Source organism: Variovorax davisae, assembly GCF_030316845.1.
GTDB lineage: Bacteria > Pseudomonadota > Gammaproteobacteria > Burkholderiales > Burkholderiaceae_C > Variovorax > Variovorax davisae.
Genome location: NZ_JASZYS010000003.1, coordinates 373,926 through 397,141, shown reverse-complemented (window position 1 = coordinate 397,141; position 23,216 = coordinate 373,926). Strand labels below are relative to the sequence as shown.

Genomic DNA, 23,216 nt, shown 5'->3' with positions numbered 1-23,216 from the left:
CTTCGTCTGGTTCACAGGGAATAGGAGAGGCGGATGCTGTAGAGGGTCCCTTCGCTAGGCATCCCGCCCGGAAGGTGCGCGGCGCGCGATGCGAACAGGTCGGCGCTGAGTCCGCGCCACTGCAGGGCGACGCCGAGGGTCACGCCGGACATCGATCCCGAAGGCACCCCGGGGGGCCGGTTGCTGACCGAGCCGAAGTCGTAGCCCGCGTAGACCCGGCCCGTGATCGGCTGGCCGCCGAGCGTGGTTTGCCATGGCAGCGAGACGTCGTTGTGCAGGTAGTAGCCACTGTCGCCGCTCAGGGTGTTGAGCATCGAGCCCCGCACGGAGCCGGGGCCACCGATCAGGATCTGCTGCGAGCCGTACAGCGTGTCATTGCTGTGCTGGCCGCTGAACTGGCTCGACAGCAGCAGCGGCCGGTCGGCGATGTCGAAGCGGCGGTTGAAGCCGAGGTCGAGCGTGAACTTGTTGAACTGCGCGTGCGGCAGATCGCCGGGCAGACGGTCCGGGTCTTCCAGCGCACCCAGGATGCTGAGGCCGCGCACGTAGGCCACCCGGCCGTTGAAGACGCCGCCCGCGGCCTGCGTGAAGCCGGCGAGGCCGACGTCGAACGGGCTCAGCTTGCGGCTGCTGACCGCGAGGTATTCGCCGCCGAGGAAGTTGCGGCTGTCCTGCGTGGTGAGCCGGCCCGACAGCGACAGCCGGGTCGCCTGGTCGCGATAGACCACGCGGTCGGCCAGCAGGCTCTGGGTCGACGTGGTGCCTTCGGAGGCCAGCTTCTGGCCGCTCGGCAGTTGCAGCGTGTTGACGTAGTTGCTCTCGCTGGCGTCGAAGCTGAAGGTGTTGTAGCCAAAGGGCACAGCGGCATGCAAGGCGGTGCTGTTGGAGTTGTGCTCGCTGTCGTTGGGGACCGACTGGCGGCGCGTGATCGCGATCACCTCGTTCAGGCCCAGCAGGCTGTCGAAGCTCACCGTCGCCGATGCCGCGTCGCGGCCGGTCGATGGCGTGCCGAGGTTGTCGTAGGTGGCGAACAGGTTCACCGGGAAGCTCGTCTGGTTGCGCACCACGACCACGCTGTCGCCCGGCCGAGTGCCGGGCTGGAGGTCGAGCGTCGCCGAGTTCGAGGCCAGGCTGTTGAGCTGGTCGATGCCTTGCTCGAGATCGCGCAGATTCAGCAGGTCGCCGGGCCGGGCCGGGAAGGCGCCGCGGATCGAGGTCGAACTGTCGTTGCGGCCCGACTGCTGCAGCTCGAAGCGCTCGATCGAGCCCTCGATCACCGTGATCTCCAGCACGCCGGTGCGCAGGTCCTGTGCCGGCAGGTAGGCCCGGGTCGTGATGAAGCCGCGATCGATATAGCTCTTGGTGAGCGTGGCGAGGATGGCCTCGAGCTCGCTCACGCCGAGGCAGCGGTTCGAAAAATCGCGCACCAGCGCCTGGCGGACGGCGTCAGGAAGCAGGGCGGCGCCGGTGATCCGGATCTCGCGGATGTCGCGGCATTTGACGCCGAGGTCGGGGACCGTGATCTGCGGCTCGGTCGGGCGCAGATCGGTGCCTTGGCGCGGCGGCTGCTGGAGGGCGCGCTCCTGCTGCTGGCGCAGGAGCTCTTGCTGCTGGCGTTCGAAGACCTGGTTCTGGCGGTCGATCTCGCGCAGGTCGACCTGGGAATGGGCCGTGGCCGCCACCCATAGCAAAGGGAGGGTCAGCAACGAGGAAATTTGTATCCGGAAACCGGGCAGCCGGCGGCCGCGCGGGAACGTGTTTGAAAGGGCAGTGGGCATGGACGCTGCTCGGAAGCAAGGCCCCGGACGAATGCGAAATGCAGCCCGGATGGGGTGTCAGGGGGTTTTTGAGAGCGTGCGAACTTTTACATAAAGTTTCACTTTTGCGAATCACGGAAATCCGTGACATCCCGCCGGCAGCGCCAAAAACTGCTCAGCCAGGCCGGTTCCTGCCATTGACAGCGCGGCCTTCTACGGTGCCGCCAACCACCGCTTGAATGCGCAGCTACCCTATTGTTACCTATCGTACTATTAGTTACATTCATCGAAGACTGTCCGTCCGCGGGATGGACAACCTCAATAACAAGACGAGGAGATCCCCGATGAGGATTAGGTGTTTGGCAGCCGCGCTCCCAGCGGCGCCAGGAGACGTCACGTCTTCCACGATCAGACGGCTGGCCTCGCTGGCCGCGATGACGGTACTGACCGGGGCGCTAGCTGCCTGCGGCGGTGGTGGAGGTGGGGGTGGAGGTGGAATCCTCCCCACTGGCGGCGCCGGGACTGCGCCGCCTGCGGCGACGACCGTCACGCCGCCTGGTTCGACGACGACCACACCAACGGCGCAGACCGGCCATGTGAAAGTCAGCGTTGACACTGCGACGCTGACGATGGGCTACCAGATGGGTGACCCAGCCCCTGACGCCGGCGTCGTGAACGTCGTCGCCACGGGTGATGGACCCAAAACGCTGTTCGTGAACGCAACAGGGGCCAACGGAAAAACCGACCCCCACATCGAGAGCGCGCAGGCCACCGTGAGCGGGATGTCGGCACGCGTCGTCGTGAAGCCCAAGGCCGGCCTTCCGCTCGGCGTCTACAAGGGCAGCCTGACGATCCAGTCCTGCCCGGACGCCGCTTGCAGCGCAAACTACGAGGGATCCCCTTCGACAGTCAGCTACACCTTGAGCGTGACCTCTGCCTATACGGCCCTGGACACCAGTGCCTACGGCATGCCGAGGACGATGGTCTACGACGCGGTGCGCGGGGACATCTACGCTTCGTATCCGGCCACCTACGGCCTCATCAACATCAGCGCCATCGCGAAGTTCCATCGGAGCGGCGCCGGATGGAGCAGTTCGACCCTGTCTGTTCCGGGCTTGCAGGACATCGCGCTGACAACCGATGGCAGCGTCCTGGCGGCCACGGACATGTCCAACAAGGTCCACCTGATCGATCCTGCGACCTTCACCATCAAGAACAGCTATGTGTCCGCAGCCGGCATTGGCGATTCGGGAAGCAGCAACGAAGTCAGCATCGCCTTCACGAATGATGACAAGCTGTGGATGCTGACGGGCACGACCAGTTGGCACGAGTTGGGCTACTTCGATCTCCGGACGCGGACGTTCGGAGCCTCGAACCCGAGATGCACCAACTGCTACGGCGGATCGTATTTCGCGGTGTCCGGCGACGGCTCCCGGTTGATGTTCACGCAATCGGCGTCGATCTCGCCCAGGCCGCCGATGCTCTACATGGACGCGGCCGACAACATTTTTCGCGTCAATCCGATCGGCCTGGATTTCTTCTACTGGCTGAGCAGCCTGAGCCATAGCGGAGATCGATTCCTGATGTCAGGCCAGGTGGTCTATGACCGCGCCTTCGGTACAGTGGGCCGCCTGCCTCAACCCTACACAGGTGTCAGGGCGGCGCAGATGGCGCCCGATGGCCGCCGCGCCTACATGCTGAACTATGCGGTCGAGCCGGGCGATTCGGTGCCGCCGCGCGTGGATGTCTACGACACAAGCGCCCCGGCAGGCACCCGGGTGAACGCGCCTTCGGTCGGCAGCTTCACGCTTCCTGACATGCCTGGCTGCCAGGCGAGCTACTACCCGTACTACGAGTGCTATCGCCCGCGGATGCGGGTGACGCCGGACGGCAACAGCCTGATCATCCTGGGCAGCCAGAGGCTGATCGTCACGCCCATTCCCAAGGCGCTGAGCAGCGTGATGCCGTGAGAGGGCTTCGCTGGGGCATGGAGCGCATTCGTGGGCATGCAGCCCTGGTGTCGGGTCGCCTTCAGGCGACCGGCGGCAGGCGGTCGATCAGCTTGTCCAGCGTGAGCGGATAGTCGCGGATGCGCACGCCGGTGGCGTTGTAGACGGCGTTCGCGATCGCCGCGCCCACGCCGCACAAGCCCAGCTCGCCGACGCCCTTGGCTTTCATCGGCGATGAAATGGGATCGACCTCGTCGAGGAACACCACCTCCTGGTGCGGAATGTCGGCGTGCACCGGAACCTCATAGCCCGCCAGGTCGTGGTTGACGAAGAAGCCGCGGCGCCTGTCGACCGCCAGTTCCTCCATCAGGGCGGCACCCACGCCCATCGTCATCGCGCCGATGACCTGGCTGCGCGCGGAGAGCGGATTGATGATCCGGCCGGCGGCACAGACGGCGAGCATGCGTCGCACGCGGGTCTCGCCGGTATGGGCATCAACCGCCACTTCCACGAAGTGCCCCGCGAAGGTCGACTGCTGGTACTTCTTGTCGAGGTCTCCATATTCGATCGAATCCTCGCCGGCCAGCCCCTGGGGGCCCGCCAGTTCCGCCAGCGGCACGACGTGCTCGCCGGCGCGCACGTTACCGTCGGCGAATACCGCCTCGCCAGCCGGCACGCCGGCCGCGGCGACCACCGCTTCGCGCAGCTTCATGCAGGCCGCGAAGACGCCGGAGGTCGAGTTGTTGCCGCCCCATTGGCCGCCGGAGCCCGAAGACACGGGGAAGGCCGAATCGCCGAGCCGCACGACGACCTGAGACAGGGGCACGCCCATCATCTCGGCCGTCGTCTGCGCAATGATGGTGTAGGAGCCGGTGCCGATGTCGGTCATGTCGGTCTCCACGGTCACGATGCCGCGGTTGTCCAGGCGCACGCGGGCGCCCGACTTGGTCAGCAGGTTGTTGCGAAAGCCCGCGGCGACGCCCATGCCGATCAGCCAGCTTCCCTCGCGCACCTGCGCCGGGCGGGCATTGCGCCGCTGCCATCCGAATCGCTCGGCACCCATGCGCAGGCACTTCACGAGCTGGCGCTGCGAGAAGGGGCGCTCGGGCTTTTCCGGGTCGACCTGCGTGTCGTTCAGCACGCGGAACTCCACCGGGTCCATGCCGAGCTTCTCCGCCATTTCATCCATCGCGATCTCGAGGGCCATCATGCCGGGCGCCTCGCCCGGCGCGCGCAGGGCATTGCCTTCGGGCAGGTCCAGCACGGCGAGACGGGTCGCGGTCAGCCGGTTCGCACCCGCGTACAACAGTCGCGTCTGGTTGACCGCGGTTTCCGGCTGCCCACCGGGCAGGTCGCCCGACCAGCCCTCGTGGGCAATGCTCGTGATCCGGCCGTCCTGACCGGCGCCGATGCGGATGCGCTGGATGGTCGCCGGTCGGTGCGTGGTGTTGTTGATCATCAACGGCCGCTGCAGCGCCACCTTCACCGGGCGGCCGATCGCGCGGGCGCCCAGCGCCGCGAAGATCGCGTCCGCGCGCACGAACAGCTTGCCGCCAAAGCCGCCACCGACGAATGACGACACCAGCCGCACGTTCTCCTTGGGAACTCCCAAGGTCTTGGCCACGTCGCCGACGCCCCAGCCGATCATCTGGTTCGACGTCCAGACCGTGAGCTTGTCGCCGTCCCAGGCGGCGATGGAGGCATGCGGCTCCATCATGGCGTGGGTCTGGTCGGGCGTCGTGTAGATGGCGTCCAGCTGCACCGGCGCCGTGGCGAACGCGCCAGCGAAGTCGCCGACGCGGGTGTCCGGGGGCCCGGAAAACTCGGTGGCCTTGGGTGCCTTGGCGCCCGCCTTCTCGGCCGCCAGGTCGAACTTGCCCGGCGCGGCCTCGTAGCTGATGCGCACCAGCTGCGCAGCCGCGCGGGCCTGCTCGAACGTGCTGGCCACCACCACGGCGACCGCTTGATGGTAGTGGTCGATGGCGGGGCCGCCGAGGAGCTTGGCGGTGTTGAAATCGCCCTTGCCGAGCTTGCCCGCGTTGCGCGAGGTGACGATCGCGAGCACGCCCGGCGCGGCGCGCGCGGCGCGCAGGTCCATCGAGGCGATGCGCCCCTTGGCGATGCCGGCGCCGATGACACAGCCGTACGCGGCAGCGGGCGCCACGTCGTGGCGTTCGTAGGCATAGGGCGCCGTGCCGGTGGTCTTGAGCGGACCGTCGACCCGCGGCGTGGGCTTGCCGACGACCCTGAGCTGGTCGATCGGGTTGGTGGTGGCGGGGGTGTCGAATTTCATGCTCAGCTCCTCGCCTGCAGCAGCACCGCGGCGATGGTGCGTTCCGCCAGCGCCACCTTGAAGGCATTGTCATGTGCGGGCCTCGCCTGCGCCATCAGGCGGGTGGTGGCAGCCTTGGCGCCCTCCCGCAGCGCTGCGTCGGCGGCCGGATCCCGCCAGGGCTTGGGCGCGACGCCACCGAGCGCCACGCGCCCCGTGCCGTCGCGCTGCACGATCGCTGCGACCGAGACCAGCGCGAACGCATAGGACGAGCGATCGCGCACCTTGCGGTAGATCTGCGCGCCGCCGGGCGGGCGCGGCAGCGTCACACCGGTGATCAGCTCGTCGCGCCCCAGCGCGGTGTCGATGTGCGGCGTGTCGCCGGGCAGGCGATGGAAGTCCGCGATCGGGATCACCCGGGTGCGACCGTCGGAGCGCACCGTCTCGACGTTGGCATCCAGCACCCGCATGGCCACCGCCATGTCGCTCGGATGGGTGGCGATGCAGGCCTCGCTGCCGCCGACCACGGCCAACTGGCGGCTGAAGCCGCCGATGGCGCTGCAGCCGCTGCCGGGCTTGCGCTTGTTGCAGGGCTGGTCGGTGTCGTAGAAATAGGGGCAGCGCGTGCGCTGCAGCAGGTTGCCGGCGGTGGTGGCCCTGTTGCGCAGCTGGCCCGAGGCGCCCGCCATCAATGCGCGCGACAGCACCGCGTAGTCGCGCCGCACGCGTTCGTCCGACGCCAGCGCGGTGTTGCGCACCAGCGCGCCGATCCTCAGCCCGCCGTCGGATGTGGCCTCGATCCTGTCCAGTGCCAGGCCGTTGACGTCGACCAGGTGGGCCGGCGCCTCGATCTGCAGCTTCATCAGGTCCAGCAGGTTGGTGCCGCCGGCGATGAACTTCGCGGCCGGATCGCGCGCCACCGCAGCGGCCGCCTCGGCGGGGGAACGGGCGCGTTCGTAGGTGAAGGGCTTCATGTTCGCACCCCCTCGGTCTCGGAGATCGCATCGACGATGTTCGAGTACGCGCCGCACCGGCAGAGATTGCCGCTCATGCGCTCGCGCAGCTCTTCGGCCGACAGCATCGGCTTGGCGTTCAGATCCGCTGTGACGTGGCTCGGGACGCCGCGGCGGATCTCGTCCAGCGCACCGACCGCCGAGCAGATCTGGCCCGGTGTGCAATAGCCGCACTGGTAGCCGTCGTGCTTGACGAATGCAGCCTGGAGCGGATGCATGCGCGCGGGTGTTCCCAAGCCTTCGATGGTCGTGACCTTCGCGCCTTCGTTCATGACGGCCAGCGTCAGGCAGGCGTTGATCCGCTCACCGTTGACGAGCACCGTGCAGGCGCCGCATTGGCCGTGGTCGCAGCCTTTTTTCGTCCCCGTGAGGTGCAGGTGTTCACGCAGGGCATCGAGAAGGGTGGTGCGGTTGTCGAGTTCGAGGGCATGGGCCGTGCCGTTCACTTCGAGCGAGATGCGCGAAGCGGGCACCGTGCCGAGCGGCGGCCCCGACGCAGGCGGAGTGGCGGCGTCGGTGGGGGCGGAGGCCCACGCCGCCGAAGCCGCGCCGGCGATCAGGAGGTCGCGGCGGGAAAGCGACAGTTCGGACTTGTCCATGGAAAATCCTTGCGAAGGTAAGGCGCGAACGTTCAACTATGCGGGCAGTCACGCGGCGCCTTGTAGGTGGCAGTCGCATGCCTCCGCCAGCGGCGTCCCGCCTGGCTCGTACGGCGTCGCGCGGCGCTGTTGCTGTATGGCGTGGCGGCCGTGGCGCTTGCTGGGGGCTTGACAGCGCATCGGCTTCGCCGAAGGATGATCGATCGTCGGAGCGCCTTGACCAAAGCGAATGAAACCTGCCGCGATCATGCTGTGGCTCGTCACTGCCTGCGCGATGGCGCTGGCAGCCCCCGCCATGTTCCAGGACCACCTGCTCTACCACCCCGCCCGCGCGCCGGCCGCCGAGATGGCGTCCGCCGGCCTCGTCGCCTGGCCGGCGGAGGGCGAATTCCGTGGCCTGGTGGCGCAGCCGCCGGGCCCTGGGCGCGCGACGGCGATCGTCTTCCACGGCAATGCCGGGCACGCCGGGCATCGCAGCTACTACGCCGCGATGCTCACCCGCCTGGGCCTGCGCGTCATCCTGGCCGAATACCCGGCCTACGGTCCGCGCGACGGCGCGCTGGGCGAGCGCAGCCTGATCGATGACGCTGCGCAGACCATCGCGCTGGCGCATCGCCTGCACGGCCCGCCCCTGCTGCTGATCGGCGAATCCCTGGGTGCCGGCGTGGCCGCCGCGGCGGCCGTGCGTCAACCCGAGCAGGTCGCGGCCCTGATGCTCATCACGCCCTGGGACAGGCTCGAACAGGTCGCGGCTCACCACTATCCGTGGCTGCCGGTCGGCTGGCTGCTGCGCGACCGCTACGACAGCGTCGCCCACCTCGCGCAGATCGGCCGCCCGGTGCTGGTGGCCGTCGCGGAGCGTGACCGCATCGTTCCGGCCCGTTTCGGCACGGCGTTGTACGAGACGCTGCCCGGACCCAAGCGGCTCGAGGTGGTCCGCGCCGCCGACCACAACGACTGGATCCGCTACGTCGACGAGGCCTGGTGGCGCAGCGCAATGGGCTTCCTGCTCGGCGAGCCTGCTTCGCGCTGAGGGACCGGGGTCAGGCCGCAGTCGTTGGCCGCGACCTGCTGCTCGAGGCACGGACGTCCGCCAGCCGTCGGATGCGGTTGCCGTGAATCCGCAGCAGTGCGGGCTTGGGCCGGGCCATCTACTCTTTCTGCCAGAAGGGTGCCCCATCCGAGCAGCACCATCAGAGAGTGATCGTATGTCGGCAGCACGGCGAGCAGATCGCGCGGTCAGGGACCTTTCTTGGCGTGTGCAGATCCGGAGTCGGCCGTTGAGGTATCGTTGCGCGGTGACCTCACTCAATGTTCGCCACTTGCGGGCTGACGAAGCCGATCTGCACCGGCAGCTTCGGCTCGAAGCGTTGAGGGAATCGCCACGCGCCTTCGGCGACACACTGGAGTCGCTCGAGCGCAAGGACGCTGACTATTGGAATGCGCTGACCCAGCGTGTGTGCTCGGTGGACGCGATGGTTGTCGCGCTCGACGACGAACGTCCGATCGGAATGATTTACGGCCTGCAGGATCGTCAGGTTCGCCAGGGGGCAAGGCTTGGCGGTGTCTGGGTCGATGCGCCATACCGGCGGCGCGGCGCAGGAAGCTTGTTGGTGCACGAGGTCATCGGCTGGGCGCAATCACAAGGTTTTGTCATGGCCCGCCTTTGGGTTGGACACGACGAGGAGGCTGCGATCGCCTTGTACGAGCGCTGCGGCTTTGTCTTCACCGGGTGGACGCGGGCGCTGGAAGAGCGTCCCTCGATAGTGATCCGCGAGATGCGACGCGCCTTGGCATGACAGCCGACGTTGATCCGGACAACGGCCCCAAGTCGCCATGACCGGCATGTTGCGAAGGGCCCTCCGTACGATTCGCGAGTTGCCGGCCTAGTGAACGACGCTCCCGCGATCGCCGAGTCGTTCACGACCAAGGAAGGGCGACCTCACAACCGTCGATGAGACGCCGCCCATCCTCAGGTGCCGGGCATTGCTTGGGCAGCTTTCCCCCGATGATTTCCTTCACCGCTGCACGGGCCTGGCCAAGGCTCGGGCAGAAGGAGGCCTGTGCATGCATCTCTTGCTGAATGGTTCGTGCGAGAAGCACGGCTGTGTATTCGACGTGGCCGGTCAGGTCGAGAAATCGCCAGGCCATCCGTGCATCGGCGTAGCGCGGCGAAATGGAAATTCGACATGACACCGTCGGGTTGCTGTTGCGAACAATGGCGTTGTGGTAGGGGCGGTGTGACAGGCTACAGTCGGCCAATCGCGGACGTTCTGTCTTGTTCGAGGATTCGGGCGCCGCGACCGAACCAAGGCCACGCCCCACGCTCGTGGTACACAAGCTCACTCTCACCCTTCAAAGGAAGCCATGGCCGAGACCACCAAGGTAAAAGGACCCGCCTCATACTTTCCGTCCATCGAGAAAACCTACGGCAGGCCAATAGCGCATTGGATGGATGTTCTGGAGAAGCTAGGTCCGTTGAAGCACATGGAGCTGGTCAACTGTCTGAAGACCCAGCACCAGGTCGGACACGGGCACGCGAACGCCTTGGTTGCGGCGTTCCTCGCGACCAGGTAGCGCGCCCGAGACGATCGACAAAGCGTTTTCACACAACCTCGGCCGGCGGCGGTCAAATTAGCTCTATGAGCAAATCGACTCGGCTGCTTGCAGAGTTTGCTCCAGAAGCACAGATATTGTCATCGGCCCGACACCGCCAGGTACCGGCGTGAGGGCTGAACACCGGTCCATGAGGTTGCGAGGGTCGATGTCACCTATGCCGCCCGGGTGATAGCCCGCATCGAGAACGACCGCGCCTTCGGCAATCCAATCGGCGGAAATAAAGTGCGGTTTGCCCAATGCACCAACAACAATGTGTGCACGCCGCACCTCTTGCTCCAGGTTCTGCGTTCGGGAATGGCATAGCGTGACCGTTGCGTCAGCATTGGACAGCATCAACGCCATTGGCTTGCCAAGGATGGCACTCCGGCCGACCACGACAGCTCTGCGCCCCGCGACTTCGATGCCGTAGTCAGAAAGCAGCCTCATGATGCCAGAGGGGGTCGCTGCCCCGAACGCTTCTTGTCCCAGCGCCATGCGCCCGAATCCATGAGAAGTGACACCATCTACGTCCTTGTCGATGCGGATAGAATCGAAGCAGGCGCGTTCGTCTATGTGCGCAGGCACTGGGTGCTGCAACAGAATGCCATGGACGTCCGGGTCCTGGTTGAGGGCATCGATGACGCCACGCAACTCGTTCGTGCTGGTTGATGCAGGCAACACAATCGCCCTTGAAACCATTCCGACGCGTCGGCATGCGTCGCCCTTCATGCGGACATAGATTGCCGACGATGGGTCGTCGCCGACCAAGATGGTGGCGAGCGTGGGCACCCGCCCCGGATGCCGAGCCGCAAATTTGCGACTCGCCTGCGTGAGTTGAGCTTCTCGCCGCGCTGCGAGCGTCTTGCCGTCGAGCACGACACATTCGGACCTGGTAGCACCGTTCATTTCCGTCTCCATGCAGAAAAACATTCGGGTGCCCAGGCGAGCGGCGGTGATTCACCTGCGCTCCACGGTGGAACTCACCTTTTCGCCAGTTGCGCAGGAAGTGCGAATGATAGATGAAGCAACGACGCAGAGGTGCCGCTGAACGTCCGCTATCAGGCAATCTATGCGGCGCCGCGGTCTGTCTAGTTCTGCCCGGCACCGTGAGTACGCGCTGATCCTAGAAGCTGTCCCTCGACTGAAGCCTCTGCCGATCATGGCTGCGCGTGATCGTGATGGGAGTCCATCATGGCATCCAATCTCATGCCTCTCATCGCGAGCCGTGGAACGAGGGCAAGATCGTCGCTGCTTAGGTCTTCATTGGTCTTCACGGTTTTCCGTGATCGACAGGGGCGTGATGTAGCGGGTACGCTTACACAATTGACATTTCGTTGCGCCTCTAGGTGCCGAAGCCATGCACGAGCCTTTCATGCACCGCGCCTGCGCTGCCGTCGCGCCACTCTCGACTTTGCACTCACACCGTCTCGCTTGCGCACTTGTGCTGGGCGTGTCGCTCACGCTCGCAGCCTGCGGCGGTGGAGGCAGTGGGGGCTCCTTGACAGCTCTCCCGTCACCGGCAGCGGCCACATCAGGAAACTCCACAACGGGAGACCAGGCGTCGCCCGCACCTCCTCCATCAGTGCAGCAACCAGCCGCTTCCCACGCAGTCGGTGGTTCAGTCAGTGGTCTCACGGGCACCTTGGTGCTCCAGAACAATGCAGGCGACGACCTGAAGCTATCGGCCAACGGCAAGTTCACCTTTGCCGCTGCGCTCACTGAGGGCTTGGCCTACGAGGTCAGCGTGCGCACCCAGCCCCTGTGGCAGTTCTGCACCGTGACCCAGGGCAGCGGCAAGGCCTCGGCCGCCGTCAGCGACGTGGCGGTCGCCTGCTCGGCGGCGGCGGCACAGGTGTCCACGTTTGCCGGGTCCGGCACCATCGGCTCGGTCAACGGCAATGGGACGGCCGCATCGTTCTACCTGCCATACAGCGTGGTCGTAGACAAGAACGGCAGCCTGCTCGTGTCGGATACGGCAACGAACCTCGTGCGCAAGATCTCGCCCGCTGGCGATGTCACGACATTTGCGGGTGGCAGCAGCGGTACTTCGCAGGATGGCAACGGCACGGCAGCCTCGTTCTCGGGCCTGTCCGGTCTTGCATTGGACCCCACGGGCAATGCCTATGCTGCGGAATTCGGCGGCAACCGCATCCGCAAGATCACATCCGCGGCCGACGTGACCACGCTCGCGGGCAATGGCTCTATCGGCTCGCTCGATGGCCACGGCAGTTCTGCCACGTTCAACACCCCTTCGTCGGTGGCCACGGACGCCGACGGCAACATCTACGTGCTCGAATTCATCGGCGCTGTTGTCCGCAAGGTCACGCCTGCCGGGGACGTCATCACGCTGGCCGGCTCGGGTATCGCAGGCTTCGCCGACGGCACGGGGGCTACGGCATCTTTCGGGCAGGCCTATGGCATAGCGACCGACGCTGTCGGCAACGTCTACGTTGCCGACAGCGGCAACAACCGGATCCGCAAGATCACGCCCGGTGGCGTGGTCACGACGCTGGCCGGTTCAGGCCAGATCGGCGCGACCGACGGGGCCGGCAGCGCGGCATCTTTCAATGGGCCAGGCGGCCTGACGGTTGACCGCGACGGCAATGTCTACGTCGCCGACACGGGCAACAGCCTGCTGCGCAAGATCACGCCGGCAGGCGTGGTCTCCACGCTCGCCGGCCAGACCGGTGTGCCGGGCGCGCAGAACGGCATCGGTGCGGCCGCCACATTCAAGCAGCCTTATGGGGTGACGGTGGATGTCGTCGGCAATCTGTATGTGGCCGATACCTTTGGCAACCTGATTCGCAAGATAACGCCAATCCCTGCTCCCTGAGTTGCACTCGACGGCCGCAGCGCTGGAACAATTGCTCGTCGTCCGGCTCACAAATGCCAGCTTCGGAGAAATGGGAACAGCCGAAGGCGGACTGCCACCGCGAGGTCCCTCAATCCCCGCGCACTGAAGACCCGAACTCAGGTACTTGGTAAGGACAGGCCGGGCCTCTCGTCGTCCCAGGCCATCGCGCTTATCTTCCACCCGGTGGGCGTCAGGATGAACTGGGTAGAAATCATCCCGCGCGCTTCGAAGGCGCTTCCATTCATGATTCCAGATTTCGAATACGCGCTGAAGCGTTGGGCAACATTACCGAAGCTTTGCGTAACCTCGGAAAGCTCTTCTTCCAGGAATCGCGTCAAGTCGCCCCTGCGGACCATGGCCTCCCTGGGCTCGATGAATTCCTGGACAGTCGAAATTTCAGGCGTGGCGCCGACGTTCTTGATGAGTAAACCGGAGTCGATGAAGAGCGACCGGATGCGTTCATAGGCTGGAACCTTGCCAACCTCAAACGACACGGCGCCGAAGAACTCGGCAGTCAAACGGTCAAGCTCAGTCTTCACAGACACGGCGGTTTGCTGATTGCCCATGACACCCTCCTGGCGAGACTGAATTCTGCTCTGCTCGTCGAGAACAGGCCAGCGGGAACATCCGCTTCTGGCCGAACTGAGACTTAGGCCGTCGCCGCGCAAAACACGGCAGCCGATGCTAATCGGCCGCCGGCCGCAATGCATCTCCGAGCTTGATCGGCAGGCGCTCCTCGGCTGGAAGCAACGCGTCAGAAGCGCCAGTCCGATGGCCTCCAGTGTGTTGACGTGACACGAAGAAGAACAACGCGAGCCCCGCAAGGGTCAGCCCGAACCCCGCCCACACTGCCGACAGCAGGCCGTGCCCATGCGCGATCGTCTGACCGCCAGCCCAGGCGCCGATGGCGTTCGCCACGTTGAGGGCAGCCAGGTTCATTGCGCCCATCAGGGTCGGTGCGTCCGGCGCCGCCCGGGTGAGGCGCACCTGGATCGTCGGGATCGCAACCATCATGGTGCCGCCCACCAGGACCAGGCTCGTCATCAGGATCCAGGCGTTGCCGCCGCCGACCGCCAACAGCGCCAACGCGATCAGGGCGCTGCCGAACCCGGCGACCAGGCCCCGTGACGGATAGCGGTCCGCCATCCATCCTCCAACGACATTGCCGGCGGTCATGCCGACACCGAAAAGGCCCAGCGCGATCGGTGTCCATGCTTGCGGCAGCGATGCCTCGCCGGTGACGAAGTGCCCGATGAATGTGTAGACGGCGAAGATGCTGGACACGCCCAGCGCCGCCACAGCCACCATCGCCCAGACGGCCGGCCGGTTCAATGACCGGAGTTCCTGCAGAACGGGTCCACCGTTCAGGGCGCTGGATCGCGGCACCCACATCCAGAGCGCCAGGAACGCCACCACGCCAAGAGCCGAGACGGCCAAGTAGGCGTTTCGCCAGCCGAGGTTCTGGCCGAGGAGGGTGGCGAGCGGCGAGCCGACGATGGTGGCCACCGTCAAGCCCGTCATCACCAGCGCGAAGGCGCGCCCGCCCTGGTCCGGCCCGACGATGTAGGAAGCGACCACGGCGCCCGCGCCGAAATAGGCGCCTTGCGGAATGCCGCTCACAAAGCGCGCCAGCGTGAACATGCCCAACCCCGTGGCGATGGCCGACATGACATTGCCGAGAACGAAGATCGCCATCAGAACCAGCAGCAGGTGCTTGCGATTCAGTTTCGCGGCCAGGATGGTCACGGCAGGACCTCCCAGCACGACGCCGAAGGCATATGCCTCGATGGCATGCGTGGCGGTGGCAATGTCCAGCTCCAGGCTGGCGGCAAACAGCTGAAGAATGCCCATGCTCGCAAACTCGGATGTCCCGATGCAGAAGGTGCCGAGTGCAAGTGCCAGCAAGGTCAGCGTGCGGCGATTCGGTTGCCGCGTGTCGGCGCACTGCGCCTCCACCGAGGCGCACTGCGGTTCATCGGCTTCGTTCAGCATTTTTTTCGTCCTGAAGGGTGGCGCGCGCCGGTGTCAGAGGCCGTGGGGCAGCGGCGCTTCCGCTTGCACGAGGCCTGCCTGCCGCAGCTCGCGCCAGAAGTCCTTCGGCACCACCGCTTCCAGCGCGGCGCGGTCTTCTGCGATGCGACCCGGCCGGCTGGCCCCGGGGATGACTGCGGCCACCGCGGGGTGGGCCAGGGCGAACTGCAGGCCTGCCGCCTTCATCGTCACGCCGTGGCGATCCGCGATGGCCTTGATGGCCTGGACCTTGGCCAGGATCTCCGGCGTGGCGGGCGCATATTCGAAGTTCGGTCCGCCCACCAGCGCGCCTGAGCTGTAGGGCCCGCCGACGATGATGCCGAGGCCGCGAGCCGCCACCTGCGGCATCACGCGCTGCAGCGCCCGCGCGTGGTCCAGCAGCGTGTAGCGGCCGGCCAGCAGGAAGCCGTCCGGACGCGGCCCTTCGAGACCCAGCAGCAGCTAGATCGGCTCCACCCGGTTCACGCCGAGGCCCCAGGCACGGATCACGCCTTCGTCGCGCAACCGGTCCAGCGCCTTGAAGGCGCCCTTGCGCGCCGTCTCGAACACGCCGAGCCACTCATCGCCGTAGAAATCCTGCGCGACATCGTGCACCCAGGCAATGTCGATGCGGTCCGTCTTCAGTCGTTTCAGGCTGTCCTCGATCGAGCGCAGGGTTGCGTCCTCCGAGTAGTCGTTCACGATCCGGTTGGCGCGGCCATGCCTGAACACATCGCCCTTCTCGCCGAGGTCGCGGGCGTTGACGTCTTCCACTTCGTCGAGGATCAGGCGACCGACCTTGGTGCTGATGACGAACTCGTCGCGATCGCGGGCCGCCAGCGCCTCGCCGAGGCGGGCTTCCGCCAGGCCCGCGCCATAGAACGGCGCGGTGTCGAAGAAGCGGATGCCGTCGTTCCACGCGGCGTCGACGGTGGCTCGCGCTTCCTCCTCGGGAATCGCGCGGAACATGTTGCCCAGAGGGGCCGTGCCGAATCCCAGCTGGCCGGGAAGAAGGGTCTTCAATTGCATGGTCATCTCCTGTGAATGGCTGAATGATGGGCATCCACAAGAAATTGATCCAATGTATTTCCTCGATTTCAGATTTATCCTTGGCGATAATTCTGCATGCGATACGACCTCAACCTCTTGCCCATCTTCGTGGCCCTGCTGGAAGAGCGCAGCGTGACCCGCGCGGCGGATCGCCTGGGCATGACCCAATCGGCGCTGTCCAACGCACTGACGCGCCTGCGCACCATGCTGCAGGACCCTCTGTTCATCCGGGAGCGCTACGGCATGCGGGCCACGCCGAAGGCCGAGGCGCTGGCACCGGCGCTGACATCGGCACTGGCTGCGCTGGACACCGTGGTGCTCGGCCAGCAGGCCTTCGACCCGTCCCGCGCCGATCACCTGGTCACGATCGCGCCGAACAGCTACGTGGAATTCGTATTCGTGCCCGCCCTGGTGGCGCGGCTGCGCGAGCTCGCTCCGGGCATTCGCCTGCGCACCTTGCCCTTCGGCGCCGATGTCGCCGCCACGGGGGTCACCTCCGGAACCACGGCGATCGTGCTCGGCCGCATCACCGATGCGCCCGACAACCTGGTGGTGCAGCACATTGCGGATGACGGCTTGGCCTGCGTGGTGCGCGCCGAGCATCCGTTGGTCGGCTCGAAGATCACCAAGGCGCAATACGAGCGGATGAAGCACGTGAACCTGCTGCCGGCGGGAGGGCGCCTGCGCGCAGGGCTCTTCCAGGCATTGGAGCGGGGAGGGCTCAAGAGGGACGTCGCGGTGACGGTCACCCACTTCATGTCAATCCCCGAAATCGTGGCCGCCACCGACTATTGTGCGACGCTGCCGAAGCTGATTTGCCGGCGCCTGGCCGGCGATCCGAGGTTGAAGGTGCTGCCGGCGCCGGTCGATCTGGGCACCTTTCCGATGCAAATGGCGTGGCACGTGCGCTACCGTCAGGATCCTGCACATGTGTGGTTGCGCAACCTGGTCGCGGACGTGGCTGCGTCCCTGTGAGCGACATCCCCTACGCTGATCCGAACCGCGTCCGGGGGCGACGCCTTTCCTTCAAGGCATGTGTATCCGGCGTGCCCGTGTCGCAAGTTGCCTGAGGTGCTGCTCGGTTTGTCGCGGGCAATGGAAATTATGTTGATTGGAGCGCAGCAGGCCCAAAGCACGCGCGTACGAGCGAGGAGGGCATGAGAGGTGAGCTTCGCCAGACCACAAACAGGAATGCCAGCGGCAGAAGGACCGTCTGCAGCAGGAAGCTCGCAATCAGGTGCACGATGCTTCCGGTCCAGCTCGACGCGGCATTTCGAATCGCGTCCTTGGCGCCAGCTATGCTCGCAAGCGCCCCCTTCTTTGCTGGAAGCAGGTTCGCCGGATGCCTCCGAGGCTGAATCTCAGTCAGCTCAGTGAAGTCGCCGCGCGCCATGAACGTCAGAAGGCCTCCCCCTCGCTTCCTGGCGACCTGTCTGCGACGAACGCTTCCTTGAGTTCGTCAAGATGGAGCAACAGCGCTGCGGGATTGCACCGACCACGATCTGCTTCGAGATCACCGAGACGGCCGCGATCTCCAACCTGGCCAAGGCCTCCAGATTCATCGACGAACTGCGCAGCGTGGGCTTCAGGTTCGCGCTCGATGATTTCGGCTCCGGCATGGCCTCCTTCGGCTATCTGAAGCAGCTTCCCATCGACTACCTGAAGATCGACGGCTCTTTCGTGAAGGGCATGCTCGAAGACCCCATCGACTGCGGGATGGTCGAGCCATCCACAAGATCGGTCATGTCATGGGGATCAAAACGGTCGCCGAATTTGTCGAAAGCGACGCCATCCTCGAGCGTCTGCGCGACATCGGCGTTGACTTCGTGCAGGGCTATGGCGTCGGCATGCCCGCGCCTCTCGAGACTGTCCTCGGGGCCTCGCGAAGCCACGCCGAACTGGCCTACTGAGACCCAGCAACAGTCTGGGAGTCGACGGACCGAACGCAGAGGGCTCTATCGCGAGGGTCGGCTTGTGCTTCACCAGCGCCTTGCCAACCGCGAGAGATCCAAATTGGGCAGAACTTCTGCGACGGTGGACCTGATCAACGCGCCGGGGCAGGAGAAGGTCCGAGCGAGGTCGAGAGCGAGTGGCGGCAAAGGTGCGGGCATGGATCGCCGAGTTCCTGAAACGACCGGGCAACGGAGGCGAGCAGGCCCTCCCACTTCCGCCGGCCCTCGACCACCTTCCCGGCTCGAAGGAGCGGCCGTCGACGGTCTCAGGCAGTTCTTGGAGGTGAGTAGCGCGTACTCGACACCACGGTGGCGCGTGTCGCTTAGGATGGCTGCGTGTCGTCGGCAAGGACGTCGACTCCACTTCGCGAGACGGCAACTTCGATGTCGGCTCGCGCGATTGGCTGATCCACGGGGGCGGCGACATCGCCAGTTGGACGGTGTTCAAGGACGAAGACAAGAGTCCGCCTGATCGCCTGCATGTGGGCGGGATGCTGGGCTACGGTTGGTCCAACAGCGACGCGACGGCTGCTGGGAACCCGGCGACCGCACGAGGCAAGACCGAAGGCTGGAACCTGGGTGCCTATGGCACCTGGTATCAGAACGACGAGAAAAAGCTCGATTGGTATGCCGACCTGTGGGCAACCTATGGCTGGTTCAAGAACAGCGTCCAGGGAAGCCTGCTGCCGGAGGTCAAGTACGACTCGAGGGTGCTGACCCTGTCAGGCGAGACCAGCCATGCCACGAGAGTGCGCGAAGACAGCGACTGGATCGTGGAGCCCCAGGCCCAACTGATCTATCTCAAGTATCGCGACGACGACATCGTCGAACCCAATGGCACGCGCATCGACGGCGGCAACGGCAGCGGCTGGATCTCCCGACTGGGCCTGCGCACGCATCGCACCTGGGTGAGCGACGACGGCAAGCGCACGCAGCCCTATCTCACGGTGAACTGGTGGCACGACAACGTTGACAACTCCCTCGCATTCAACCAGGTCGCACTGAGGAACCTCTATCCGGACAATCGCTACGAAGTGAAGGTTGGCGTCAATGCCGAGCGGGGCAAGGGATGGACTTACTGGGGGAACCTGGGCTACCGATGGGGAAGCCAGGGCTACAGCGCCGTCACGTTCAGGCTCGGGGGCAAGCGGACTTGGTAGCTGCTGTGTCGAGGCTCATCCTGTCGAAGCAGCTCCTCATCACCCGCGGCCAGCATAGACCGATCATGATTGTTCGATCTACCGATTTCGTCTCAGTGGCCGGACGGCCTTAGCCAATTCTCGATCACCAGACCCGGCACACGCGCAAAGTGTCGGGTGTTGTCCGTGACGACCACGGCGCCAAGGGCGAGCGCGTGCGCCGCGATCATCTCGTCGAAGTCGCCGATGGGTGTGCCGCGCGCCTTCAGGTCGGCACGCAAGGCGCCATGGCGGGTCGCCGCCTGGGCGTCCCAGGGCAAGATGGGCACGATGCGCAAGAATTCGTCCACGAGTCGATGCAGCCGCACGGCCTCGGGACGCTTGGCCACCCCGTAACGGATCTCCGAGCAGGTCACGGCCGAGATGCACCACTGACCGGGCGGCAGCGACTGCAGTTTGGCATCGAACGTCGGGTGGCCACGCATCGCCTCGCTCGCCGCGTTGGTGTCCAACATGTAGAGGGTCATTCCTTCCAGCCCTCGAACGGATCGCGATGCTGCTCGGCCTGCTCGCGCTCGGCCAGGAAGTCTTCAGGCACTGGGCCCAGTTGTTCGCGCAGGTGAATGAAGGCTCGCCAATCGACGGGTGACCGCGCCGAAAGAATGATGTCGCCAGTGACCTCGTCTCTGCGAATGTAGACCTCGGCTGCGCCCTCGAAGCGGAATTCCGCGGGCAGCCGTACAGCCTGGCTGCCGCCGGTGGCGAAAAGTTTGGCGGTGGATTGCGGCATGGTTGGCTCCACGGGCTATCAGTGTAGATACTAGTGTATCTACACTGACCCGCGCCGTCAATCCGCTGTGAGCCAGGCCCCTCAGCGTTTGAAGAAGTCGCGCGTCTTGGGCTGCTGGCGCTGCTTCGCATGAGCTTGAATCATGAGCCTCAGCCGGGTGCTGAACTCCTCCACATGTCTCGAAGTGTCAGAGGGCCTTGACCAGTACCGGCACGGCCGTGAACAGGTCGGCGACCAGGCCGTAGTCGGCCACCGAGAAGATCGGCGCCTCCTCGTCCTTGTTGATCGCCACGATCACCTTGGAGTCCTTCATGCCCGCCAGATGCTGGATCGCGCCGGAGATGTCGGCGGCGATGTACAGCTGCGGGGCGACGATCTTGCCGGTCTGGCCGACCTGCCAGTCGTTCGGGGCGTAGCCCGCGTCCACCGCCGCGCGGCGGGCGCCCAGTCAATGCCCGCACCCTTGCACTTGATCCGCGGCCCGTGCGGGTGATCTTCCTGCCGCTGGAGAAGGATTCGGACGCTAGGCCACCGCGGCCGAAGCTCCTTGCCGAGGCAGCTTGAGCGGCTTGGCTGCGCTGCGCTTGCCGCGGTGGGACACATGCCACGGGATCACCAGCGTTTCGATCCAGTCCACCATCTTGAAGAGGAGAGTGCCCAGCACGCCGAGCAGCACAAGGGCGGCGAAGAGCCGAGGCGTATCGAAGGAAGACTGCGCGACCAGGATTACGTGGCCCAATCCGCTGTCGCCCGCGACGAACTCGCCGACGATGGCGCCGACCAGCGCCAGCGAGATGCCGACCTTCATTCCAGCGAACATGCTTGGCAGCGCATTCGGAAACCTGACTTTCCAGAGCGTTTTGGCGGCGCTCGCATGGCCGGCTTTGGCCATGTTGATCATCTCGGGATCGATGGCGCGCAAGCCGTGCACCGTATCGACCAGGATCGGAAAGATGGCGATCAGCGTGGCGATCGCGATCTTCGGCTTCGATTCCGTGCCGAGCCAGATGACGAACAGCGGAGCCAAGGCGACCTTCGGGACTGCGTTCAGTGCTACCAGCAGCGTGTAGAGGGTACGGTCGAGGATCGGCGAATAGACGATCAATACCGCGAACACCACGCCGAGCACCAGGGCGAGCGCAAAGCCCGAAAGCGTGACCACCATTGTGAACAGCGACTCCCTGAGAAAGTAGATCGGCGCCGACGCCATGTCGGCGAAAATCATGCTGGGCGGAGGAAAGACGAACTCACGTACGCCCAGCATGCGCACGGCGGCTTCCCACACGATCAGCAAACCCGCCATGAGCAGCAGCGATTCGCGCGATCGTGCGCTGCGGCGCCAGTAGTCCTGAATCATTTGTCGCCCTTGTGAAATGTGCCGAGCTTGCTGAAGATGTCGCGGATGTGTGCCGCGTACGCCCCAAACGCGGGTGTCTCCCGGATCGATAGTTCGCGCGGCCGATCGAGATCGATCACGATCTCCTCGGCGATACAGCCCGGGTTGCGCGCCATCACGATGACTCGGTCGGCCAGGTAGATCGCCTCGGTGATCGAATGGGTGATGAAGACCACTGTCTTGCGCGTGCTGAGCCAAGTCCGCTGCAACTCGTAGTTGAGCTCGTCGCGAGTCATCGCATCGAGCGCGCCGAAGGGCTCGTCCATAAGCAGCAGTTGCGGATCGGTCAGCAGCGCCCTGCAGATCGAGGCACGCTGCCGCATGCCGCCGGACAGCTCCCACGGATAGCGGTGCATGAAACCCTTCAGGCCGAACAGGTCGAGCACCGCGATCGCACGCTCTTCATAGTCAGCACGCGCGAGCCGGAGGAACTCGGCGGAGATCAGCACGTTGTCGAGCACCGTGCGCCAGTCCAACAACAAGTCGCGCTGGAACACGACGCCCATGCCGGTTGGCGGCGCCTTGATGGCCTGGCCATTCATCGTCAAGCTGCCGCTGGAGATTGACTCCAGCCCAGCAATGCACTTCAGCAGCGTGCTCTTGCCGCAGCCGCTCGGGCCGAGAACGCTGATGAACTCGCCTTCGCGAACGCGCAGGTTCACGTCCTTCAGTGCATAGACCGGTTCACCGCCCGGCGAGTAGACCTTGTTCAACCGGTCGGCGTGGACGAAGGAGGGCGTTTCGGTAATGTCCATCACTTGATCAGGTCGTTGGTGTAGTAGTCGGACGGCTGCCGGTCGGCCTTGACCAGCCCGATCTTCTGCAGCGAGCGGATCGCGTTGCTCCAGTCCACATCGGTTTGCAGGCCAAACTCGAGCTTTGGCTGGGTCGGGCTCTCGAAGAAGGGCCGATAGATGTCGATCTGGTTCTTCAGCACCTCGGCGTCTAGCTTGGCGTTCGGACGCTGGGCGATGATCGCCTGCACGGCTTCGTCGGCGTGGCCTGCATAGATGTAGGTCCAGGCCCGCTTCTGGATCTGCGCTAGCGCGCGAAGTTCCTCGCGGCGCTTAGCCAGTGTTTCCTTGGTGGCCACCAGCCCGTAGCTCGGGAAAGCGATGCCGGCGTCCTGGAGCAGGAGAGAGTTGACGGGTCTGGTCTTGCGCACGCGCGGCTCGCTATCCGGCATGACCGAAAGAAAGCCGTCGCCTTCGCCGGCCGAGAAAGTCGCGACCACGGCCGCGGGGGCCACCATCACGATGTTGACCTGCTCTGGCGAGATGCCGTTGGCGGCGAAGTATGGCTTGATGAACGGCGCCCACGGGCTGGTCGTGAAGCAGATCAGCTTCTTGCCGATCAGCTCGGAAGGCTTCGTGATATTTAGCTTCTTGTCGGTCATCACGGCGAGGTCGCCGGTCCGCACGAAACCCGAGAACGACATCAGGTTGTCGAGCGTCTCTTTCGCCACCATCATCGGCCCGAGCTGCACTTGGCCCACGTCCACCTGGCCGCTGCCGAGCAGCTGCAGGGTGGAGATGGTGCCGGTGCCATCCTGGATCTCGACGTCGAGACCGGCCTCGTTGAACCAACCTTTTTGCTTGGCCAGTTGCATCGCGGCCTGCACGCCCCAGGGCGAAAGATCCATGCGGGCCACCAGCCTTTCGGCACCCCTGGCAATGAAGGGCGCGCCGGTCGCGGCCACCGAAATCCCGGCGGCCAGAACCGTGCGACGCGAGATGCGATGGCGCGACGTGGAAGAACCTGCGCGCAAGGGTAGCGTGTTGACCATGGGTGTTCTTTCTCTTTGGGGGTAGCGTTGGGTACGTGGGATCGGGTGCGC

At 65.3% G+C, this 23,216-nt stretch carries 20 protein-coding genes, 3 pseudogenes and 1 riboswitch; of the genes and pseudogenes, 8 read left to right on the top strand and 15 right to left on the bottom strand.

What is annotated here, in order from left to right:
• Positions 1 to 11: 11 nt before the first annotated feature.
• Positions 12 to 1,706: a ShlB/FhaC/HecB family hemolysin secretion/activation protein gene (locus QTI33_RS09365; protein ID WP_286505514.1), complete on the bottom strand. Its 1,695-nt coding sequence runs from the start codon at positions 1,704 to 1,706 to the stop codon at positions 12 to 14.
• Between the two features lie 485 nt (positions 1,707 to 2,191).
• Between QTI33_RS09365 and QTI33_RS09360 the strand changes: the two genes are divergently transcribed.
• Entirely contained in the window at positions 2,192 to 3,727 is a 1,536-nt protein-coding gene (locus tag QTI33_RS09360) for a hypothetical protein (protein ID WP_286505512.1), read from the top strand.
• A 61-nt stretch (positions 3,728 to 3,788) separates the two neighbouring features.
• On the opposite strand, the gene paoC is transcribed toward QTI33_RS09360, so the two are convergent.
• From paoC to paoA, 3 genes are read right to left on the bottom strand one after another with little or no spacing between them, the layout of a single operon-like run.
• Positions 3,789 to 5,999 carry an aldehyde oxidoreductase molybdenum-binding subunit PaoC gene (gene paoC, locus QTI33_RS09355; RefSeq protein ID WP_286505511.1) on the bottom strand — a complete coding sequence of 737 codons (2,211 nt, stop codon included), beginning with the start codon at positions 5,997 to 5,999 and terminating at the stop codon, positions 3,789 to 3,791.
• A gap of 2 nt (positions 6,000 to 6,001) precedes the next feature.
• Complete coding sequence (locus tag QTI33_RS09350) at positions 6,002 to 6,952, bottom strand: FAD binding domain-containing protein (protein WP_286505510.1); 951 nt, start codon at positions 6,950 to 6,952, stop codon at positions 6,002 to 6,004.
• Entirely contained in the window at positions 6,949 to 7,590 is a 642-nt protein-coding gene (paoA, locus tag QTI33_RS09345; protein WP_286505509.1) for an aldehyde dehydrogenase iron-sulfur subunit PaoA, read from the bottom strand. Before paoA ends, QTI33_RS09350 begins: the two co-directional genes overlap by 4 nt.
• Positions 7,591 to 7,819: 229 nt before the next feature.
• Here paoA and QTI33_RS09340 point away from each other — a divergent pair, with 229 nt between their 5' ends.
• Positions 7,820 to 8,623 (top strand): alpha/beta hydrolase, encoded by an 804-nt coding sequence (locus tag QTI33_RS09340; RefSeq protein WP_444814822.1) that lies wholly within the window; start codon positions 7,820 to 7,822, stop codon positions 8,621 to 8,623.
• Positions 8,624 to 8,888: 265 nt separating this feature from the next.
• Positions 8,889 to 9,389 (top strand): GNAT family N-acetyltransferase, encoded by a 501-nt coding sequence (locus tag QTI33_RS09335; protein ID WP_286505507.1) that lies wholly within the window; start codon positions 8,889 to 8,891, stop codon positions 9,387 to 9,389.
• 121 nt (positions 9,390 to 9,510) lie between these two features.
• Here the strand turns inward: QTI33_RS09335 and QTI33_RS09330 are convergent, their stop codons facing one another.
• Positions 9,511 to 9,930 carry a hypothetical protein gene (locus tag QTI33_RS09330; RefSeq protein ID WP_286505506.1) on the bottom strand — a complete coding sequence of 140 codons (420 nt, stop codon included), beginning with the start codon at positions 9,928 to 9,930 and terminating at the stop codon, positions 9,511 to 9,513.
• Between the two features lie 27 nt (positions 9,931 to 9,957).
• Between QTI33_RS09330 and QTI33_RS09325 the strand changes: the two genes are divergently transcribed.
• A complete protein-coding gene (locus QTI33_RS09325) occupies positions 9,958 to 10,167 on the top strand; it encodes a DUF4287 domain-containing protein (RefSeq protein WP_286505505.1) in 210 nt (69 codons plus the stop codon).
• 63 nt (positions 10,168 to 10,230) lie between these two features.
• Here the strand turns inward: QTI33_RS09325 and QTI33_RS09320 are convergent, their stop codons facing one another.
• The gene (locus QTI33_RS09320; RefSeq protein WP_286505504.1) at positions 10,231 to 11,094 is read right to left on the bottom strand and encodes a tetrahydrofolate dehydrogenase/cyclohydrolase catalytic domain-containing protein; all 864 of its coding nucleotides are present in this window, start codon (positions 11,092 to 11,094) and stop codon (positions 10,231 to 10,233) included.
• A 23-nt stretch (positions 11,095 to 11,117) separates the two neighbouring features.
• Positions 11,118 to 11,197: riboswitch (ZMP/ZTP riboswitch) on the bottom strand.
• 636 nt (positions 11,198 to 11,833) lie between these two features.
• On the opposite strand from QTI33_RS09320, the gene QTI33_RS09315 reads away from it, so the two are divergent.
• On the top strand, positions 11,834 to 13,021 hold the full coding sequence (locus QTI33_RS09315) for an NHL repeat-containing protein (protein ID WP_286505756.1): 1,188 nt from the start codon (positions 11,834 to 11,836) through the stop codon (positions 13,019 to 13,021).
• A 137-nt stretch (positions 13,022 to 13,158) separates the two neighbouring features.
• On the opposite strand, the gene QTI33_RS09310 is transcribed toward QTI33_RS09315, so the two are convergent.
• The 3 genes and pseudogenes from QTI33_RS09310 to QTI33_RS09300 form a co-directional block, all read right to left on the bottom strand.
• Positions 13,159 to 13,608, bottom strand: a complete 450-nt coding sequence (locus QTI33_RS09310; RefSeq protein WP_286505503.1) for a hypothetical protein — start codon at positions 13,606 to 13,608, stop codon at positions 13,159 to 13,161.
• 118 nt (positions 13,609 to 13,726) lie between these two features.
• Positions 13,727 to 15,034: an MFS transporter gene (locus tag QTI33_RS09305; RefSeq protein WP_286505502.1), complete on the bottom strand. Its 1,308-nt coding sequence runs from the start codon at positions 15,032 to 15,034 to the stop codon at positions 13,727 to 13,729.
• A 33-nt stretch (positions 15,035 to 15,067) separates the two neighbouring features.
• A pseudogene (locus QTI33_RS09300) lies at positions 15,068 to 16,081 on the bottom strand (aldo/keto reductase).
• Between the two features lie 96 nt (positions 16,082 to 16,177).
• Here QTI33_RS09300 and QTI33_RS09295 point away from each other — a divergent pair.
• From QTI33_RS09295 to QTI33_RS09285, 3 genes and pseudogenes are all read left to right on the top strand, one after another.
• A complete protein-coding gene (locus QTI33_RS09295; RefSeq protein WP_286505501.1) occupies positions 16,178 to 17,077 on the top strand; it encodes a LysR family transcriptional regulator in 900 nt (299 codons plus the stop codon).
• A gap of 489 nt (positions 17,078 to 17,566) precedes the next feature.
• A pseudogene (locus tag QTI33_RS09290) lies at positions 17,567 to 18,012 on the top strand (EAL domain-containing protein).
• 374 nt (positions 18,013 to 18,386) lie between these two features.
• Positions 18,387 to 19,214, top strand: a complete 828-nt coding sequence (locus QTI33_RS09285) for an autotransporter family protein (protein ID WP_286505755.1) — start codon at positions 18,387 to 18,389, stop codon at positions 19,212 to 19,214.
• A 92-nt stretch (positions 19,215 to 19,306) separates the two neighbouring features.
• Here the strand turns inward: QTI33_RS09285 and QTI33_RS09280 are convergent, their stop codons facing one another.
• The 6 genes and pseudogenes from QTI33_RS09280 to QTI33_RS09255 form a co-directional block, all read right to left on the bottom strand.
• On the bottom strand, positions 19,307 to 19,720 hold the full coding sequence (locus tag QTI33_RS09280; protein WP_286505500.1) for a type II toxin-antitoxin system VapC family toxin: 414 nt from the start codon (positions 19,718 to 19,720) through the stop codon (positions 19,307 to 19,309).
• The gene (locus QTI33_RS09275; protein ID WP_286505499.1) at positions 19,717 to 19,983 is read right to left on the bottom strand and encodes an antitoxin; all 267 of its coding nucleotides are present in this window, start codon (positions 19,981 to 19,983) and stop codon (positions 19,717 to 19,719) included. Before QTI33_RS09275 ends, QTI33_RS09280 begins: the two co-directional genes overlap by 4 nt.
• Positions 19,984 to 20,170: 187 nt before the next feature.
• Positions 20,171 to 20,431: pseudogene (locus QTI33_RS09270) on the bottom strand (electron transfer flavoprotein subunit alpha/FixB family protein); the annotation flags it as partial.
• Positions 20,432 to 20,506: 75 nt separating this feature from the next.
• Positions 20,507 to 21,340, bottom strand: coding sequence for an ABC transporter permease (locus QTI33_RS09265; protein ID WP_286505498.1), 834 nt, complete (start codon positions 21,338 to 21,340; stop codon positions 20,507 to 20,509).
• On the bottom strand, positions 21,337 to 22,134 hold the full coding sequence (locus tag QTI33_RS09260) for an ABC transporter ATP-binding protein (protein ID WP_286373757.1): 798 nt from the start codon (positions 22,132 to 22,134) through the stop codon (positions 21,337 to 21,339). Before QTI33_RS09260 ends, QTI33_RS09265 begins: the two co-directional genes overlap by 4 nt.
• Entirely contained in the window at positions 22,134 to 23,165 is a 1,032-nt protein-coding gene (locus tag QTI33_RS09255) for an ABC transporter substrate-binding protein (RefSeq protein ID WP_286505497.1), read from the bottom strand. Before QTI33_RS09255 ends, QTI33_RS09260 begins: the two co-directional genes overlap by 1 nt.
• Between the last annotated feature and the right edge of the window lie 51 nt (positions 23,166 to 23,216).

Excerpts from the sequence above, each read along its gene's own strand:
- QTI33_RS09360 (WP_286505512.1), top strand. The coding sequence starts at position 2,192 with ATGACGGTACTGACCGGGGCGCTAGCTGCCTGCGGCGGTGGTGGAGGT.
- paoC (WP_286505511.1), bottom strand. The coding sequence starts at position 5,999 with ATGAAATTCGACACCCCCGCCACCACCAACCCGATCGACCAGCTCAGG.
- QTI33_RS09350 (WP_286505510.1), bottom strand. The coding sequence starts at position 6,952 with ATGAAGCCCTTCACCTACGAACGCGCCCGTTCCCCCGCCGAGGCGGCC.
- paoA (WP_286505509.1), bottom strand. The coding sequence starts at position 7,590 with ATGGACAAGTCCGAACTGTCGCTTTCCCGCCGCGACCTCCTGATCGCC.
- QTI33_RS09340 (WP_444814822.1), top strand. The coding sequence starts at position 7,820 with ATGAAACCTGCCGCGATCATGCTGTGGCTCGTCACTGCCTGCGCGATG.
- QTI33_RS09325 (WP_286505505.1), top strand. The coding sequence starts at position 9,958 with ATGGCCGAGACCACCAAGGTAAAAGGACCCGCCTCATACTTTCCGTCC.
- QTI33_RS09320 (WP_286505504.1), bottom strand. The coding sequence starts at position 11,094 with ATGAACGGTGCTACCAGGTCCGAATGTGTCGTGCTCGACGGCAAGACG.
- QTI33_RS09310 (WP_286505503.1), bottom strand. The coding sequence starts at position 13,608 with ATGGGCAATCAGCAAACCGCCGTGTCTGTGAAGACTGAGCTTGACCGT.
- QTI33_RS09305 (WP_286505502.1), bottom strand. The coding sequence starts at position 15,034 with ATGCTGAACGAAGCCGATGAACCGCAGTGCGCCTCGGTGGAGGCGCAG.
- QTI33_RS09295 (WP_286505501.1), top strand. The coding sequence starts at position 16,178 with ATGCGATACGACCTCAACCTCTTGCCCATCTTCGTGGCCCTGCTGGAA.
- QTI33_RS09280 (WP_286505500.1), bottom strand. The coding sequence starts at position 19,720 with ATGACCCTCTACATGTTGGACACCAACGCGGCGAGCGAGGCGATGCGT.
- QTI33_RS09275 (WP_286505499.1), bottom strand. The coding sequence starts at position 19,983 with ATGCCGCAATCCACCGCCAAACTTTTCGCCACCGGCGGCAGCCAGGCT.
- QTI33_RS09265 (WP_286505498.1), bottom strand. The coding sequence starts at position 21,340 with ATGATTCAGGACTACTGGCGCCGCAGCGCACGATCGCGCGAATCGCTG.
- QTI33_RS09260 (WP_286373757.1), bottom strand. The coding sequence starts at position 22,134 with ATGGACATTACCGAAACGCCCTCCTTCGTCCACGCCGACCGGTTGAAC.
- QTI33_RS09255 (WP_286505497.1), bottom strand. The coding sequence starts at position 23,165 with ATGGTCAACACGCTACCCTTGCGCGCAGGTTCTTCCACGTCGCGCCAT.